The organism is Ramlibacter albus (genome assembly GCF_014297445.1).
GTDB lineage: Bacteria > Pseudomonadota > Gammaproteobacteria > Burkholderiales > Burkholderiaceae_C > Ramlibacter > Ramlibacter albus.
Window position 1 is genome coordinate 133,451 of record NZ_JACORU010000004.1, and the last position, 14,104, is coordinate 147,554.

Annotated in this window: 12 protein-coding genes; 10 read left to right on the forward strand and 2 right to left on the reverse strand. The window is 68.2% G+C overall.

Features of this window, described 5'->3' with window-relative positions; genetic code table 11:
* The first annotated feature begins 44 nt into the window (after window positions 1-44).
* Window positions 45-260: a hypothetical protein gene (locus H8R02_RS12375; protein ID WP_187081734.1), complete on the forward strand. Its 216-nt coding sequence runs from the start codon at window positions 45-47 to the stop codon at window positions 258-260.
* Here the strand turns inward: H8R02_RS12375 and xdhB are convergent.
* Both xdhB and xdhA read right to left on the reverse strand, forming a co-directional pair.
* The gene (gene xdhB, locus H8R02_RS12380; protein ID WP_354004910.1) at window positions 202-2,493 is read right to left on the reverse strand and encodes a xanthine dehydrogenase molybdopterin binding subunit; all 2,292 of its coding nucleotides are present in this window, start codon (window positions 2,491-2,493) and stop codon (window positions 202-204) included. The genes H8R02_RS12375 and xdhB overlap by 59 nt on opposite strands.
* Window positions 2,490-3,953, reverse strand: coding sequence for a xanthine dehydrogenase small subunit (gene xdhA, locus H8R02_RS12385; RefSeq protein WP_187081735.1), 1,464 nt, complete (start codon window positions 3,951-3,953; stop codon window positions 2,490-2,492). Before xdhA ends, xdhB begins: the two co-directional genes overlap by 4 nt.
* 72 nt (window positions 3,954-4,025) lie before the next feature.
* Between xdhA and H8R02_RS12390 the strand changes: the two genes are divergently transcribed.
* The 9 genes from H8R02_RS12390 (at window position 4,026) to H8R02_RS12430 (ending at window position 14,104) form a co-directional block, all read left to right on the forward strand.
* Window positions 4,026-4,970 carry a LysR family transcriptional regulator gene (locus tag H8R02_RS12390; protein ID WP_187081736.1) on the forward strand — a complete coding sequence of 315 codons (945 nt, stop codon included), beginning with the start codon at window positions 4,026-4,028 and terminating at the stop codon, window positions 4,968-4,970.
* On the forward strand, window positions 4,967-6,478 hold the full coding sequence (locus tag H8R02_RS12395) for an ABC transporter ATP-binding protein (RefSeq protein ID WP_187081737.1): 1,512 nt from the start codon (window positions 4,967-4,969) through the stop codon (window positions 6,476-6,478). Before H8R02_RS12390 ends, H8R02_RS12395 begins: the two co-directional genes overlap by 4 nt.
* Entirely contained in the window at window positions 6,465-7,538 is a 1,074-nt protein-coding gene (locus H8R02_RS12400; RefSeq protein ID WP_187081738.1) for an ABC transporter permease, read from the forward strand. The genes H8R02_RS12395 and H8R02_RS12400 overlap by 14 nt, the downstream gene beginning before the upstream one ends.
* Window positions 7,538-8,458, forward strand: a complete 921-nt coding sequence (locus H8R02_RS12405; RefSeq protein ID WP_187081739.1) for an ABC transporter permease — start codon at window positions 7,538-7,540, stop codon at window positions 8,456-8,458. Before H8R02_RS12400 ends, H8R02_RS12405 begins: the two co-directional genes overlap by 1 nt.
* A gap of 37 nt (window positions 8,459-8,495) precedes the next feature.
* Window positions 8,496-9,656 carry a BMP family ABC transporter substrate-binding protein gene (locus H8R02_RS12410; protein ID WP_187081740.1) on the forward strand — a complete coding sequence of 387 codons (1,161 nt, stop codon included), beginning with the start codon at window positions 8,496-8,498 and terminating at the stop codon, window positions 9,654-9,656.
* 66 nt (window positions 9,657-9,722) lie between these two features.
* Window positions 9,723-10,745 carry an adenosine deaminase gene (locus H8R02_RS12415; protein ID WP_187081741.1) on the forward strand — a complete coding sequence of 341 codons (1,023 nt, stop codon included), beginning with the start codon at window positions 9,723-9,725 and terminating at the stop codon, window positions 10,743-10,745.
* 73 nt (window positions 10,746-10,818) lie between these two features.
* Entirely contained in the window at window positions 10,819-11,841 is a 1,023-nt protein-coding gene (locus H8R02_RS12420) for a BMP family ABC transporter substrate-binding protein (protein ID WP_187081742.1), read from the forward strand.
* A 6-nt stretch (window positions 11,842-11,847) separates the two neighbouring features.
* Window positions 11,848-13,137, forward strand: a complete 1,290-nt coding sequence (guaD, locus tag H8R02_RS12425) for a guanine deaminase (protein WP_187081743.1) — start codon at window positions 11,848-11,850, stop codon at window positions 13,135-13,137.
* A 46-nt stretch (window positions 13,138-13,183) separates the two neighbouring features.
* Window positions 13,184-14,104, forward strand: coding sequence for an alpha/beta hydrolase (locus H8R02_RS12430; RefSeq protein ID WP_187081744.1), 921 nt, complete (start codon window positions 13,184-13,186; stop codon window positions 14,102-14,104).

Sequence of the window (14,104 nt, forward strand, 5' to 3'; positions counted from 1 at the left end):
CGGGAAGCTTCCCGGCAAGGGGGTGCGTGCGGAAAATCCGGCGCATGAACGCTTCCACCTTCCGCCACGACGGCTCGACGCGGGGTTTCTGCACGACCGACCCCGAGCGGCAGGGCGTGTTCCCGAGCGCCTCGCGCTTCGCGGTGATGCAGGCTTTCCAGGCGCCGGCGACGAGCCGGCTCACGCCTTCGCAGTCCCCGCTCAGCGCAGCGCGCCCAGCACGCGTTCCGCCGTCGCAGGCGCGTCCAGCCGGACAGTAGCCGCACCGCGCGCCGAAGCCACGGCGTCGCGCAAAGCCTCCCACACGCTGATCGCCAGCATGAAAGGCGGCTCGCCCACCGCCTTGCTGCCGCCCACGTTGTCCTCGCGGTTGGCTTCGGGCCAGAACTCGACCTTGAAGTGCGGCGGCCAGTCGCCCGTGGCCGGGATCTTGTACGTGCTGGGCGCGTGCGTCGCCAGGTAGCCCTTGTCGGTCCAGACCAGCTCTTCCGTGGTGAGCCAGCCCATGCCCTGGACGAAGCCGCCCTCGATCTGCCCGAGGTCGAGCGCCGGGTTGATCGAGTGGCCGACGTCGTGGAGGATGTCGACCTTGAGCACGCGGTTCTCGCCGGTCAACGTGTCGATCGCGACTTCGGTGCACGCGGCGCCGTAGGCGAAGTAGTAGAACGGGCGGCCGGTGAGCGTGACCTTGTCGTAGTGGATCTTGGGCGTCTTGTAGAAGCCGTCGCTCCACAACTGCACGCGCGACTTGTAGGCGTCGTCGACCAGCTGCTCGAACGTCATGTGCGTGGAGGGCGTGCTCACCTGGCCGGCGGCGAAGATCACCTGGCCGGGCTCGCACTCCTGCTTTTCGGCGACGAACCGGGCGAGTCGCTCGCGCACCTGGCGCGCGGCGAACTGCGCGGCGCGGCCGTTGAGGTCGGTGCCGCTCGACGCGGCGGTGGCGCTGGCGTTGGGCACCTTGCTCGTGTCGGCCGAGGTGACGCGCACGCGCTCCAGCGGCACGCCGAGCTCGTCCGCGACGATCTGCGCCACCTTGGTGTTCAGGCCCTGGCCCATCTCGGTGCCGCCGTGGTTCACCATCACGCTGCCGTCGGTGTACACGTGCACCAGCGCGCCGGCCTGGTTGAAGAAGGTGGCGGTGAAGGAGATGCCGAATTTCACCGGCGTGAGCGCGATGCCGCGTTTGACGACGGGCGATTGCTCGTTGAAGCGCGCCACCTCTTCGCGCCGCGCGCGGTACTGGCAAGAAGCCTCGAGCCGAGAGATGAGCGGCTCGAGGATGTTGTCCTCCACCTTCATCTGGTAGTGCGTCGTGTCGCGCGTGCCGATGCCGTACAGGTTGCGTTTGCGCACGTCGAGCGGGTCGAGCTTCAAAGTGCGCGCGATGTCGCCGAGGATGGCCTCGGTGACGATCATCCCCTGCGGCCCACCGAAGCCGCGGAAGGCGGTGTGGCTCTGGATGTTCGTCTTGCAGCGGTAGGAGACGATCTCCACGTCCGACAGGTAATAGGCGTTGTCGACGTGGAAGACCGCGCGGTCGGCGACCGGGCCGCTCAGGTCGGCGGACCAGCCGCAGTTGGCGGCCAGCACGAGCTTCATGCCGGTGACGAGGCCGCTGTCGTCGAAGCCGACGTCGTATTCGTACGTGAACGGGTGGCGCTTGCCCGTCACCATGAAGTCGTCGTCGCGGTCGAGGCGCAGCTTCACGGGGCGGCGCAGCTTCTTCGCCGCGATGGCCGCCCACACGACGATGTGGCCGGACTGCGTTTCCTTGCCGCCGAAGCCGCCGCCCATGCGTCGGCACTCGACCTTCACGGCACTCGTCGGCAGGCCGAGCGCGTGCGCGACCCAGTGCTGCGCTTCGCCCGGGTGCTGCGTGCTGGAGTAGACGTGCCACTGGTCCTGCTCCAGCGGCACCACGTAGCCGACCTGGCCTTCAAGGTAGAAGTGCTCCTGGCCGCCCACTTCGAGCGTGCCCTGCAGCCGGTGCGGCGCGCGCGCGAGCGCGGCATCGGGCTCGCCGCGCTTCACGGTGACGGGCGGCAGCACGAAGCTCTGCGCGCGGATGGCGTCGTGCGTGGTGAGGATGGCTTCGAGCGGCTCGATGTCCAGCTTGACCTTGCGTGCGGCGCGGCGGGCTTCCATCACGGTGTCGGCCACGACGAGGCCGATGACCTGCCCGATGAACTCCACCTTGTCCCGCGCGAAGATCGGTTCGTCGTGCACGAACGTGGCGAGCACCGGGTCGGCCGGGATGTCGCGGGCGAGCACGATGCCGCGCACGCCGGGCATCGCTTCGGCTTCGCGCGTGTCGACCCCACGCAATTTGCCGTGTGCAACGTTCGACAGGATCGGCGCGGCATGCAGCGTGCCCTTGATCTCCGGGATGTCGTCGATGTAGGTTGCCGTGCCGGTGACGTGCGCGCGGGCGCTTTCGTGCGGCTGCGAAGCGCCGATCGCGGGGGCGAGGATCTTCTCCGGCGCGTTCACGTTGCGAGCGCCTCGAGGTTGATGTCGCGCGCGCCCTGGCTTTCCAGCCAGAAGCGGTGCATGAGGTTGCCGAGCACCTCGCTGCGGTACGCGGCCGACGCGCGCATGTCGGAGATCGGCTTGAATTCGGCGCGCAGGGCGTCGGCCGCGCGTCGTGCCCCGGCTTCGTTCCAGGGTTGGCCCACGAGTGCGGCTTCGGCTTGCACGGCTCGCGCGGGTGTCGCGGCGACACCCCCTGCGCCGATGCGCACGCCGGCAACCACGCCGTCCTCGAGATGCATCGAGATCGCGAGGCACACCGCCGAGATGTCGTCGTCGAAACGCTTGCTGATCTTGTAGACGCGCATCAGCTCGCCCACGCGGGGCCGCGGTACCTTGATCCACGCGAGGATCTCGTCGGGCGCGAGGATGTTCTCGCGGTAGCCGGTGTAGAACTGCTCCAGCGGCAGGTCGCGGTGGCCGTGAACGCTCATGAGCACCACGTGCGCGCCGAGGGCAATGAGCAGCGGCATCGAATCGCCGATCGGCGAGCCGTTGGCGACGTTGCCGCCCAGCGTGCCGGCGTTTCGCACGGGCAGGCCGGCGAAGCGGTTGGCGAAGGTCTTGAGCTGCGGGCGGTCTTCGACCAGTGCTGAAAACGCAGCGGTCAGCGTGACGGCCGCGCCGATGGCGAGGTGGTTCTCGTAGCGCTCGACGCGCCTGAGCTCCTCGCAACGCGTGACGTCGAGCACCTGCGGGAACTGCATGTGCTGCTTGGTGATCCACAGGCCGACGTCGGTGGTACCGGCGACGACCTGCGCGGCAGGTTCGGCTGCACGTCGCGCCAGCAGTTGCGCCAGCGTCATTCCCGCGGAGGCGGGAATCCAAGGCTTCCCTGAACGCTTTGGATCCCCGCCTCCGCGGGGATGACGGCCGAGGAGGGCGAGCACTTCGGCTTCGTCGATGCGCGCGGCCGGCAGCGAGGCCATCGCCTGCGCCGCATCGAGGATCGGCCGGTACCCGGTGCAGCGGCACAAGTTGCCGGAGAGCTCTTCCTGCGCCAGTTCACGCGTGATCGGCCGGCCATGCGCGACGTGGTTCTGGTACATGCCGAACAGGCTCATCACGAACCCCGGCGTGCAGAAGCCGCATTGCGACCCGTGGCACTGCACCATCGCTTCCTGCGCCGGATGTAGCGTCCCATCGTCGGCCGCGAGGTCTTCGACCGTCCACAGCGCCTTGCCGTCCACCGAGGACGCCAGCGCGATGCAGCTGTTGATGGCGCGATAGCGCAGCTTGCCCCCCTCGGGCTCGCCGACCACGACGGTGCAGGCGCCGCAGTCGCCCTCGCCGCAGCCCTCCTTGGTGCCGCAGGCGGCGAGGTCCTCGCGCAGGACTTCCAGCAGCGTGCGGCTGGGTGTTACATTGCCCACGCTGACGAGCTGCCCACGGCGTACGAAGCGGATCGTCTGCAATTGCATTCCCTGAAAGATAAGGAGAAGCGCTGGCCTGAAGCATACGCCGCGGCGTATGGGCCGGATCGCACCCCAGGTATGAGAGACCCGGCGCTTTTCGACAAGATCGACCTCCATCTCATCCGGGTGCTCCATACCGTGCTTGCCGAACGCAGCGTTTCGAAAGCCGCCCTGCGGCTGGGGATGTACCAGCCGGCCGTGTCCGCCGCGCTCAAGCGCCTGCGCGAGCTGTCGGGGGACCCGCTGCTGGTGCGCTCGGGCTCCGGCATGGTGCCCACCGACGCGGCGCTGCGCATGATCGAGCCGAGCGCAAGCATCCTTCGTGCCGCCGAGATGATGTTCACGGATGCGCGTGCTTTCGACCCGCAGACCGCCACCGGCGCCTTCCGCATCGCGGCCAGCGACTACCTGGACCCGCTGTTCCTGCCGCAGCTGCTCGCGCAGGTGAAGGCCGAGGCGCCACGCTGCCGCTTCGAGATCCACCCGCTGGCCGCCAGTGCCGACTACCACGCGCACCTCGCGCAGGGCGACATCGACGTCGTCATCGGGAACTGGCTGCAGCCGCCGGACGACCTGCATCGCGGCGAGCTGTTCACGGACGACGTCGTCTGCCTCGTCGCGAAGGGCCACCCGGCGGTGCGTCGCGGCTGGACGAAGGAGAGCTGGCTGGAAGCCGAGCACATCGCGCCGACCCCCACACACCCCGGCGCGCGCGGCGTGATCGACGAATACCTCGAAGGGCAGGGCCTGCAGCGCAACATCACGGCCCGCTGTCCGCACTTCGGCCTCATCCCGCGCATGGTGGAGTCCACGCTGCTCGTGCTGACCACCGGCCGGCAGTTCTGCGAAAGGTTTAACGGCGCCCTTGCGGTGACAATCCTCGATTGCCCCGTGAAGTTCCCGCCCCTCGTGTACTACCAGCTCTGGCATGAACGCTCGCACGCCTCCGCTTCGGCGAAGTGGCTGCGCGAGCGCGTGAAGTCGGTCGCCGCCGGCCTGAAGCAAAGGCGGCCGCACCGATGACGCCGCGCCTGCAGCTCTCGCACATCACCAAGCGCTACCCCGCCGTCGTGGCCAACGACGACGTGTCGCTCGTGGTGCAGCCGGGCGAAACGCACGCGGTGCTCGGCGAGAACGGCGCGGGCAAGTCCACGCTGATGAAGATCATCTACGGCGCGGTCAAGCCCGACGAGGGCAGCGTGTCGTTCGACGGCCAGCCCGTGCACATCCACAACCCGCAGGAGGCGCGGACGCGCGGCATCAGCATGGTGTTCCAGCACTTCAGCCTGTTCGACACGCTGACGGTGGCGGAAAACGTCTGGCTGGGGCTGGAGCGCGGCATCTCGCTCGTGGACGTGACCGGGCGCATCCGCGCCAAGGCGGCGGAGTACGGGCTCGACGTTGACCCGTCGCGGCCGGTGCACACGCTGTCGGTCGGCGAGATGCAGCGCGTGGAGATCATCCGTGCGCTGCTCACCAATCCCAAGCTGCTGATCCTCGACGAGCCCACGTCGGTGCTGACGCCGCAGGCCGTGGAGAAGCTCTTCGTCGTGCTGAAGAAGCTGGCGTCCGAGGGCTGCAGCATTCTCTACATCAGCCACAAGCTGCACGAGATCCGCGAGCTGTGCACGGCCTGCACGGTGATGCGCGGCGGCAAGGTCACGGGCGTGTGCGACCCGCGGCAGGAAACGAATGCCTCGTTGTCGAAGATGATGATCGGCGCCGAGCCGCCCGAGCTGGAGCACCACGACCGCCAGCCGGGCGAGACGGTGCTGCGCGTGGCGGGCCTGAGCCTGCCGCGCGAAGACCAGTTCGGCGTGGACCTGGACAACGTGTCGCTCGAAGTGCGTGCGGGGGAGGTCGTGGGCATCGCCGGTGTGTCCGGCAATGGCCAGCGCGAGCTGCTGTATGCGCTTTCGGGCGAGGACAGGCGCGCCGCGCCGGATGCGATCCGGGTGGGCGGCAAAGGCGTCGGCCGCTGGGGGCCGGCGCATCGCCGCCACCTCGGGCTGCATTTCGTGCCCGAGGAGCGGCTGGGCCGCGGCGCCGTGCCGACGCTCTCGCTCGCGCAGAACCTGCTGCTCACGCGCACCGAGTCGGTGGGCAAAAGCGGCTGGGTGAATGTGAAGGGCTTGCGCGCGCAGGCGCAGGACCTGATCCAGCGCTTCAACGTCAAGGCAGGCGGACCCGATGCGGCGGCGAAATCGCTCTCCGGCGGCAACCTGCAGAAATTCATCGTCGGCCGCGAGATCGACGCGAAACCCAAGCTGCTGATCGTCTCGCAGCCCACCTGGGGCGTCGACGTCGGCGCGGCGGCGCAGATCCGTGCCGAGCTGCTCCAGCTGCGCGACGAAGGTTGCGCCGTGCTGGTCGTGAGCGAGGAGCTCGAAGAGTTGTTCGAGGTGAGCGACCGCCTCTACGTGATCGCGAAGGGGCGCTTGTCGCCGCCGGTACCGCGCGCGCAGGCCACGGTCGCGCAGATCGGCGAGTGGATGAGCGGGTTGTGGGAGGGCGCGCATGCTGCGGCTTGAAGTCCGCCCGGAGCCTTCGCGCGTGTGGAGCATCGCCTCGCCGCTGCTCGCGCTGGTGATCACCGTGGTGCTCGGCGTGATCCTGTTCACCGCGCTCGGCAAGAACCCGGTGCGCGGGCTGCAGGTGTTCTTCTGGGAGCCGGTCAGCAGCGGCTACCGCATCGGCGAGCTGATGGTGAAGGCCACGCCGCTGCTGCTGGTCGCGCTGGGGCTGGCGGTGTGCTTCCGCTCCAACGTGTGGAACATCGGCGCGGAAGGGCAGTTCGTGGTCGGCGCGATCGTTGCCGGCGGCGTCGCGCTGCTCGCGCAGAAGGACACCGGGCGCTGGATCGTGGTCGCGGTGCTGCTCGCGGGCGTGCTGGGCGGCATGGCCTGGGCGGCGGTCACGGCGTTCCTGCGGGACCGCTTCAACGCCAACGAAATCCTCGTGAGCCTGATGCTCGTGTACGTGGCCGAGCAGATGCTGGGCTACCTCGTGTTCGGGCCGTGGAAGGACCCGCGCGGCTACAACTTCCCGCAGAGCAAGACCTTCGAGCTGGTGACGCAGGTGCCCCGGCTGGTGGAGGGCTCGCGCGTGAACATCGGCCTGTTCCTCGCGTTGGCCGGCGTTGCGGCGCTGTGGGTGTTCCTGTTCCGCACGCGCGCCGGGTTCGCGCAGCAGGTGGGCGGGCTGGCACCGCACGCCGCGCGTTATGCGGGTTTCTCGTCGCGCAAGGCTTTGTGGCTGGCGCTGCTGGTGTCCGGGGGCGCGGCGGGCCTGGCGGGCGCGCTGGAAGTGGCGGGGCCGATCGGCCAGCTCACCCCCTATGTGCCGGCGGGCTACGGCTTCGCGGCGATCATCGTCGCCTTCGTCGGCCGGCTGCACCCGGTGGGGATGGTGTTCTCCGCCGTTCTCATGAGCATGTTCTACATCGGCGGCGAACTCGCGCAGTCGCGCCTGGGCCTGCCGAAGTCGCTCACGGGCGTGTTCCAGGGCCTGCTGCTGTTCACGCTGCTGGCCTGCGACACGCTGATCGCGTATCGCGTGCGGTTCGGCCGCGCTCACCTGAAGGGGGCGTGATGGAGTCGTATGCACTGCTCATCGCCGCCACGCTGAACGCCGGCACCGTGCTGGCCATCGCGGCGCTGGGCCTCTTGATCAACGAGAAGGCCGGCATCGTGAACCTCGGCGCCGAGGGGATGATGCTGTGCGCCGCCATCGCCGGCTTTGCCGCGGTGGTGCACTCGGGCAACGACTGGGTCGGCTTTGCGGCCGGGATGGGCACGGGGGCGCTGCTGGCGGCGATCTTCGGCGTGCTCGTCATCTGGCTCAATACCAACCAGTACGCGACGGGGCTGGCGCTCAGCCTGTTCGGTGCGGGCTTCTCGGCGTTCGCCGGCATCCAGTACGTGCAGGAGAAACTGCCCACGCGGCCGAGCTTCGCCTTCCCGGGGCTGGGCGACATCCCGCTCCTCGGGCCCGCCGTGTTCCGCCAGCACCCGATGGTGTACGTCGCGATCGCGCTGACGGTCGGCCTGATCTGGTTCCTGGACCGCTCGCGCTCCGGGCTGGTACTGCGCTCGGTGGGCGAGTCGCCCGAGTCGGCGCACGCGCTGGGCTACAAGGTGCGGTTGATCCGCCTCGGCGCGGTCGTCGCGGGCGGCGCACTCTGCGGCCTGGCCGGTGCCTACCTCTCGATCATCTACACGCCGCTGTGGGTGGAAGGCATGGTGGCCGGCAAGGGCTGGATCGCGCTGGCCCTGACCACCTTCGCCACCTGGCGGCCGGCACGCGTGTTGCTTGGCGCCTACCTGTTCGGCGGCGTGACCATGCTGCAGTTCCACCTGCAGGGCACGGGCGTGGAGGTGGCCAGCCAGTTCCTGAACATGCTGCCCTACGTGGCGACGGTCGCCGTGCTGGCGCTGATCTCGCGCAACCCGGCGTGGATCCGCATCAACATGCCGGCCTCGCTTGGAAAGCCTTTCTATCCCGGCTCATAATCCCGGGTTCACAGTCGATAGCCTCTCGGAGAAGGAAATGACCGACGCCAGGAAACGTACCCTGCTGCAACTCGCCGCGCTCGCCGCCGCGACCGCCGCCCTCACGGGCTGCGGCAAGACGGAAGCGCCCGCGCCCGCCCCGGCGCCTACGGCCGCTGCGCCTGCGCCGGCCCCGGCGCCAAAGCCCGAACCCCTGAAGATCGCCTTCGCCTACGTCGGCCCGGTGGGCGACGGCGGCTGGACCTTCGCGCACGACAACGGGCGCAAGGCCATCGAGAAGGAGTTCGGCGACAAGGTCGTCACCAGCTACGTGGAGAAGGTGCCCGAAAGCGCCGACGCCGAGCGCGTGATGCGCGACATGGTGGCGCAGGGCAACAAGCTGATCTTCGGCACCACGTTCGGCTACATGGAGCCGATGGCCAAGGTGGCCGCCGAGAACAAGGGCGTGAAGTTCGAGCACGCCACCGGCTACAAGACGTCGGAGAACATGCGCACGTACGACAGCCGCACCTACGAGGGCGCGTACATGGCCGGCGTGATCGCGGGCAAGATGACCAAGAGCAACACGCTCGGCGTGGTCGGCTCGATCCCGATCCCCGAGGTGGTGCGCAACATCAACAGCTTCACGATGGGTGCGCAGTCGGTCAACCCGAAGGTCAAGACCAAGGTGGTCTGGGTGGGCGACTGGTTCAACCCGCCGAAGGAAACCGAAGCGGCCACGGCCCTCATCAACGGCGGCGCCGACGTGCTGATGCAGAACACCGACTCGCCCGCCGTGCTGAAGACGGCCGAGAGCATGGGCAAGCGCGCGTTCGGCTGGGACAGCGACATGACGAGCTACGGCCCGAAGGCGCACCTCGGTTCCGCCGTGATCAACTGGGGCCCGTACTACATCAAGGCCGTGCGCGACGCGCTGGAGAACAAGTGGACGACCGGCCAGGCGTGGTGGGGCGTGAAGGAAGGCGCGATCGACTTCGTCTCCGTGGCCGCCGACGTGCCGGACGACGCCAAGCAGGCACTCGAGAAGGTGAAGGCGGGCCTGAAGGACGGCAGCTTCGTCATCTGGAGGGGCCCGATCGTGGACAACACCGGCAAGGAAGTGCTGGCGAAGGACGCGGTGGCGGACGACAAGTTCCTCACGGGGATCAACTTCTACGTGAAGGGTGTCGAGGGCAAGGTCCCCGGCGAGAAGAAGTAAGCTAGGCGCCAACGCCTGCGCGAGGGCCGCCTGCGGGCGGCCTTCTGCTTTCCGGGGAGCACGACGATGACCCAGAACCTGACCGAGCTGCTGCGGGCCATGCCCAAGGCCGAACTGCACATCCACATCGAGGGCTCGCTGGAGCCTGAGCTGATCTTCGAGATGGCAAGGCGCAACGGCGTCGCCATCCCGTATGCGAGCGTCGAGGACCTGCGCAAGGCGTACGCTTTCACCAACCTGCAGAGCTTCCTCGACATCTACTACGCCGGCGCGAGCGTGCTGCTCAAGGAGCAGGATTTCCACGACATGGCCTGGGCCTACCTGCTGCGTGCCAAGGCGGACAACGTGATCCGTGCCGAGATCTTCTTCGACCCGCAGACCCACACCGCGCGCGGCGTGTCGATGGAGACCGTGATCAACGGGTTGCACCGCGCGTGCACGAATGCGAAGTCGCAGCTGGGCATCGATGCGGAGCTGATCCTGTGCTTCCTGCGGCACCTGTCCGAGGAAGAGGCGTTCGACACGCTGGAGCAGGCGCTGCCCTACCGCGACAAGTTCATCGGCGTGGGGCTCGACTCGAGCGAAGTCGGGCACCCGCCGGAAAAGTTCGCGCGCGTGTTCGCGAAGTGCCGGCAGCAGGGGCTGCACCTCGTCGCGCATGCGGGTGAGGAAGGCCCGCCCGCGTACGTGTGGTCGGCGCTCGACGTGCTGAAGGTCGAGCGCATCGACCACGGCGTGCAATCGGTGAAGGACCCCGCGCTCGTGCAGCGGCTGGCCAAGGACCGCATCCCGCTGACCGTGTGCCCGCTGTCCAACCTGAAGCTGTGCGTGTTCCCGACGCTCAAGGAGCACAACATTCGCCAGCTGCTGGATGCGGGCCTGTGCGCCACGCTCAACTCCGACGACCCGGCCTACTTCGGCGGCTACATGAACGACAACTTCGTGCAGACGTTCGAGGCGACGGGGCTCACGAAGGCGCACGCGTACCGGCTCGCGAAGAACAGCTTCGAAGGCAGCTTCGCCGACGACGCGAAGAAGCGGGAGTACGTGCAGCGGCTCGATGCCGCCTTCGCGGCCCGCGGCGGGTAAAATCACGGGCAAAGGTCGCGCCCCGGCGGCCTTTTGCTTTTCCTGCCAACCCGGGGCCATGTAGAGGACCACCATGTACAAAAACCTCGCTGCCGCGCTCGCGGCCGCCTGTTTTGCCATTCCCCTGTTCGCCCAGAAACCCGAGCCGCTCAAGGTCGGCTTCGTCTACGTCGCGCCGCTGGGCGACGCGGGCTGGGTGCGCCAGCACGACGAAGGCCGCAAGGCGGTCGACAAGGCGCTCGGCGACAAGGTCAAGACCACCTACGTCGAGAACGTGCCCGAGGGGCCGGATGCCGAACGCGTGATCCGTGACCTCGCGCAGCAAGGCCACAAGCTCATCTTCACGCCCAGCTTCGGCTACATGGAGCCGACGCTGAAGGTGGCCAAGGAATTCCCGGGCGTGAAGTTCGAGTCGATCACCGGCTACAAGACCGCGGACAACGTGTCGGTCGCGAACGCCCGCTATTACGAAGGCCGCTACCTCGCGGGCATCGCGGCCGGCCGCATGACGAAGACGCATGTCGCGGGCTACGTCGCCGGCTTCCCGATCCCCGAAGTGCTGCAAGGCATCAACGCGTTCACGCTCGGCATGCGCTCGGTGGACCCGAAGGCGACCGTCAAGGTCGTGTGGCTCGGCACGTGGTTCGACCCTGCCAAGGAACGCGACGCGGCGATCACGCTCATGAACCAGGACGCCGACGTGCTGGCCTTCCACACCGGCAGCACGGCCGTCATGGCCGCCGCGCAGGAGCGCGGCAAGCTCGCCATCGGCTACCACTCCGACATGCGCAAGGTCGCGCCCGACGCGCAGCTGCTCGCGGTGACGCACCACTGGGGCGACTACTACACGCAGCGCGCCAAGGCGGTGCTCGACGGCACCTGGAAGCCGGGCAACGTGTGGGGCGGCGTGAAGGAAGGCATGGTGCGCGTGGAAGGCTTCGGCCCCAAGGTGCCCAAGGCGGTGCAGGACGAGGTGCTGGCGCGCCAGCGCGACATCGCGAGCGGCAAGCTCAAGCCCTTCGGCACCATGACCGACGAGCAGATACTGAATATGAAGGAACTGGTATCGGGCGTGGCCGGCAAGCTCCCACAATAGGGGGCCATGAGAGCGTATCGCGCCGCCATCCTCCGCTTCCGGGACCGCGAGGCCGTCTACGAGAGTGACGGCCTGCTCGTGGTCGGGCCCGATGCTTCCGGGCGCAAGGTCGTGCGGGCGGTGGGTGCTTATGACCAGCTCGCGCCCAACTACCCCGGCATCACGGTCGAACACTTCCCGGGGCGCATCCTCGCGCCCGGCTTCATCGACCTGCACATCCACTTCCCGCAGACCGACGTGATCGGCTCTCCCGCCGAAGGCCTGCTGCCCTGGCTGGAGAACTACACCTTCCCGCACGAGTCGCGCTTCGCCGACCACGCGTATGCGGTGGGCGTGGCCCAGGTCTTCCTCGACGAGCTGCAGCGCAACGGCGTGACGAGCGCGCTGGCGTTCGCCACTTCGCACCCGCACTCGGTCGATGCGCTGATGGAAGCCGCGCAGGAGCGCCGCATGCGCCTCATCGCGGGCAAGGTGCTGCAGGACCGGCACTCGCCCGACGGTGTGCGCGACGAGACGGAACAATCGCTCGTCGACACGGAAGCACTGATCCGTCGCTGGCACGGCGTGGACCGGTTGGGCTACGCCATCACGCCGCGCTTCGCGCCGAGCTGCAGCGAGGCGCAGCTGCGCGGTGCCGGTGAACTCGCGGCGCAGCACAAGGACGTCTGGATCCAGTCGCACGTGGCGGAGAACCGCGACGAGATCCGCTGGGCGCGCGAGCTGTTTCCCTCGGCACGCAGCTACCTCTCGATCTACGACGACTTCGGCCTGATGCGCGAGCGTGCCATCTACGCGCACTGCATCCACTTCGACGATGCCGACCGGGCGCTGATGCGGGACACGGGTTCGGCCGCCGCGGTGAGCCCCACCAGCAACCTGTTCCTCGGCAGCGGCTTCTTCGACTACGAAGGCGCCCGGCGCATCGGCTTCAAACACGGCCTCGCCAGCGACGTCGGCGGCGGCACCAGCTTCAGCCCTTTCCACACCATGCTGGCCGCGTACTACGTGGGCCGCGAGGGGCAGACCAAGCCCGGCGTGAGCCTGCCGCCGCAGGAGCTGTGGTGGCAGCACACGGCGGGCGCCGCCGAGGCGCTCGGCCTGGGTGGCGTGATCGGCAACCTGCAGCCCGGCTGCGAGGCGGACTTCGTGGTGCTCGACCCGAAGGCCACGCCCCTGCTCGCGCGCAAGACGGCGAACGCGGGTTCGCTGGACGAACTGCTCTTCGCGATGATCGTGCTCGGCGACGACCGCGTGGTCGACCGCGTGGTCATCGACGGGCAGGGGAAACACGGTTAGCACGCCAACTGCTTCCTGACAGAATCCGCCGCATCAGGAGGTCCCGATGGCAGCAGTTACGTGGTCCGGCGGCACCGAGCACTGGACGAACAAGGGCGACGACGTGCGCCTGTTCCTGTGGCACAAGAAGGCGAAGGACGGCGTCCCGCACAAGGGGACGGTTTTCTTCGTGCACGGTTCGTCGATGGCTTCGCAGCCCACGTTCGACCTCCACGTTCCCGGGCGGCCCTACTCGTCGGCGATGGACTGGTTCACCGACCAGGGCTACGACACGTGGACCATGGACAACGAGGGCTACGGCCGCTCCTCCAAGCACCGCGACCACAACAGCGACATCAGTTGCGGCGCCGACGACCTGGCGGCGGGCACGGAGTACGTGACGCGCGTGACCGGGGTGAAGCAGTTCCTCATGTACGGCATCTCTTCCGGCGCGCTGAAGGCGGCCTTGTTCGCGCAGCGCCACCCGGACCGCGTGGCGAAGCTCGCACTCGACGCATTCGTCTGGACAGGCGAGGGCGCGCACACGCTTGAGCAGCGGCGCAAGAAGCTGCCCGAGTTCCTGGCGAAGAACCGCCGGCCCGCCGACCGCGCCTTCGTGCACAGCATCTTCAACCGCGACCACCCCGGCACCGCGGACGACGCGACGGTCGAAGCTTTCGCCGACGCGATCCTCACGCTCGACGACTCGCTGCCGACCGGCACGTACGTCGACATGTGCTCGAAGCTGCCGCTCGTCGACCCGGAAAAGATCGACGTGCCCACGATCATCCTGCGCGGCGAGTACGACGGCATCGCGGCGTTCGATGACCTGATAGAGTTCTTCAAGCGCCTGCCCAACACCAACAAGCAGTTCAGCGTGATGAAGGGCATCTCGCACGCGAGCTTCCAGCAGAAGAACTACATGATGGTCTACCACATCCTGCATTCGTTCTTCACGCTGCCCGACCCGGTGTACACAGGGGGATGA

Bases quoted from the DNA above. Each gene is read 5' to 3' on its own strand.
- H8R02_RS12405 (WP_187081739.1), top strand. From the start codon at position 7,538: ATGGAGTCGTATGCACTGCTCATCGCCGCCACGCTGAACGCCGGCACC.
- xdhA (WP_187081735.1), bottom strand. From the start codon at position 3,953: ATGCAATTGCAGACGATCCGCTTCGTACGCCGTGGGCAGCTCGTCAGC.
- H8R02_RS12390 (WP_187081736.1), top strand. From the start codon at position 4,026: ATGAGAGACCCGGCGCTTTTCGACAAGATCGACCTCCATCTCATCCGG.
- H8R02_RS12420 (WP_187081742.1), top strand. From the start codon at position 10,819: ATGTACAAAAACCTCGCTGCCGCGCTCGCGGCCGCCTGTTTTGCCATT.
- H8R02_RS12415 (WP_187081741.1), top strand. From the start codon at position 9,723: ATGACCCAGAACCTGACCGAGCTGCTGCGGGCCATGCCCAAGGCCGAA.
- H8R02_RS12430 (WP_187081744.1), top strand. From the start codon at position 13,184: ATGGCAGCAGTTACGTGGTCCGGCGGCACCGAGCACTGGACGAACAAG.
- H8R02_RS12375 (WP_187081734.1), top strand. From the start codon at position 45: ATGAACGCTTCCACCTTCCGCCACGACGGCTCGACGCGGGGTTTCTGC.
- H8R02_RS12395 (WP_187081737.1), top strand. From the start codon at position 4,967: ATGACGCCGCGCCTGCAGCTCTCGCACATCACCAAGCGCTACCCCGCC.
- H8R02_RS12410 (WP_187081740.1), top strand. From the start codon at position 8,496: ATGACCGACGCCAGGAAACGTACCCTGCTGCAACTCGCCGCGCTCGCC.
- H8R02_RS12400 (WP_187081738.1), top strand. From the start codon at position 6,465: ATGCTGCGGCTTGAAGTCCGCCCGGAGCCTTCGCGCGTGTGGAGCATC.
- guaD (WP_187081743.1), top strand. From the start codon at position 11,848: ATGAGAGCGTATCGCGCCGCCATCCTCCGCTTCCGGGACCGCGAGGCC.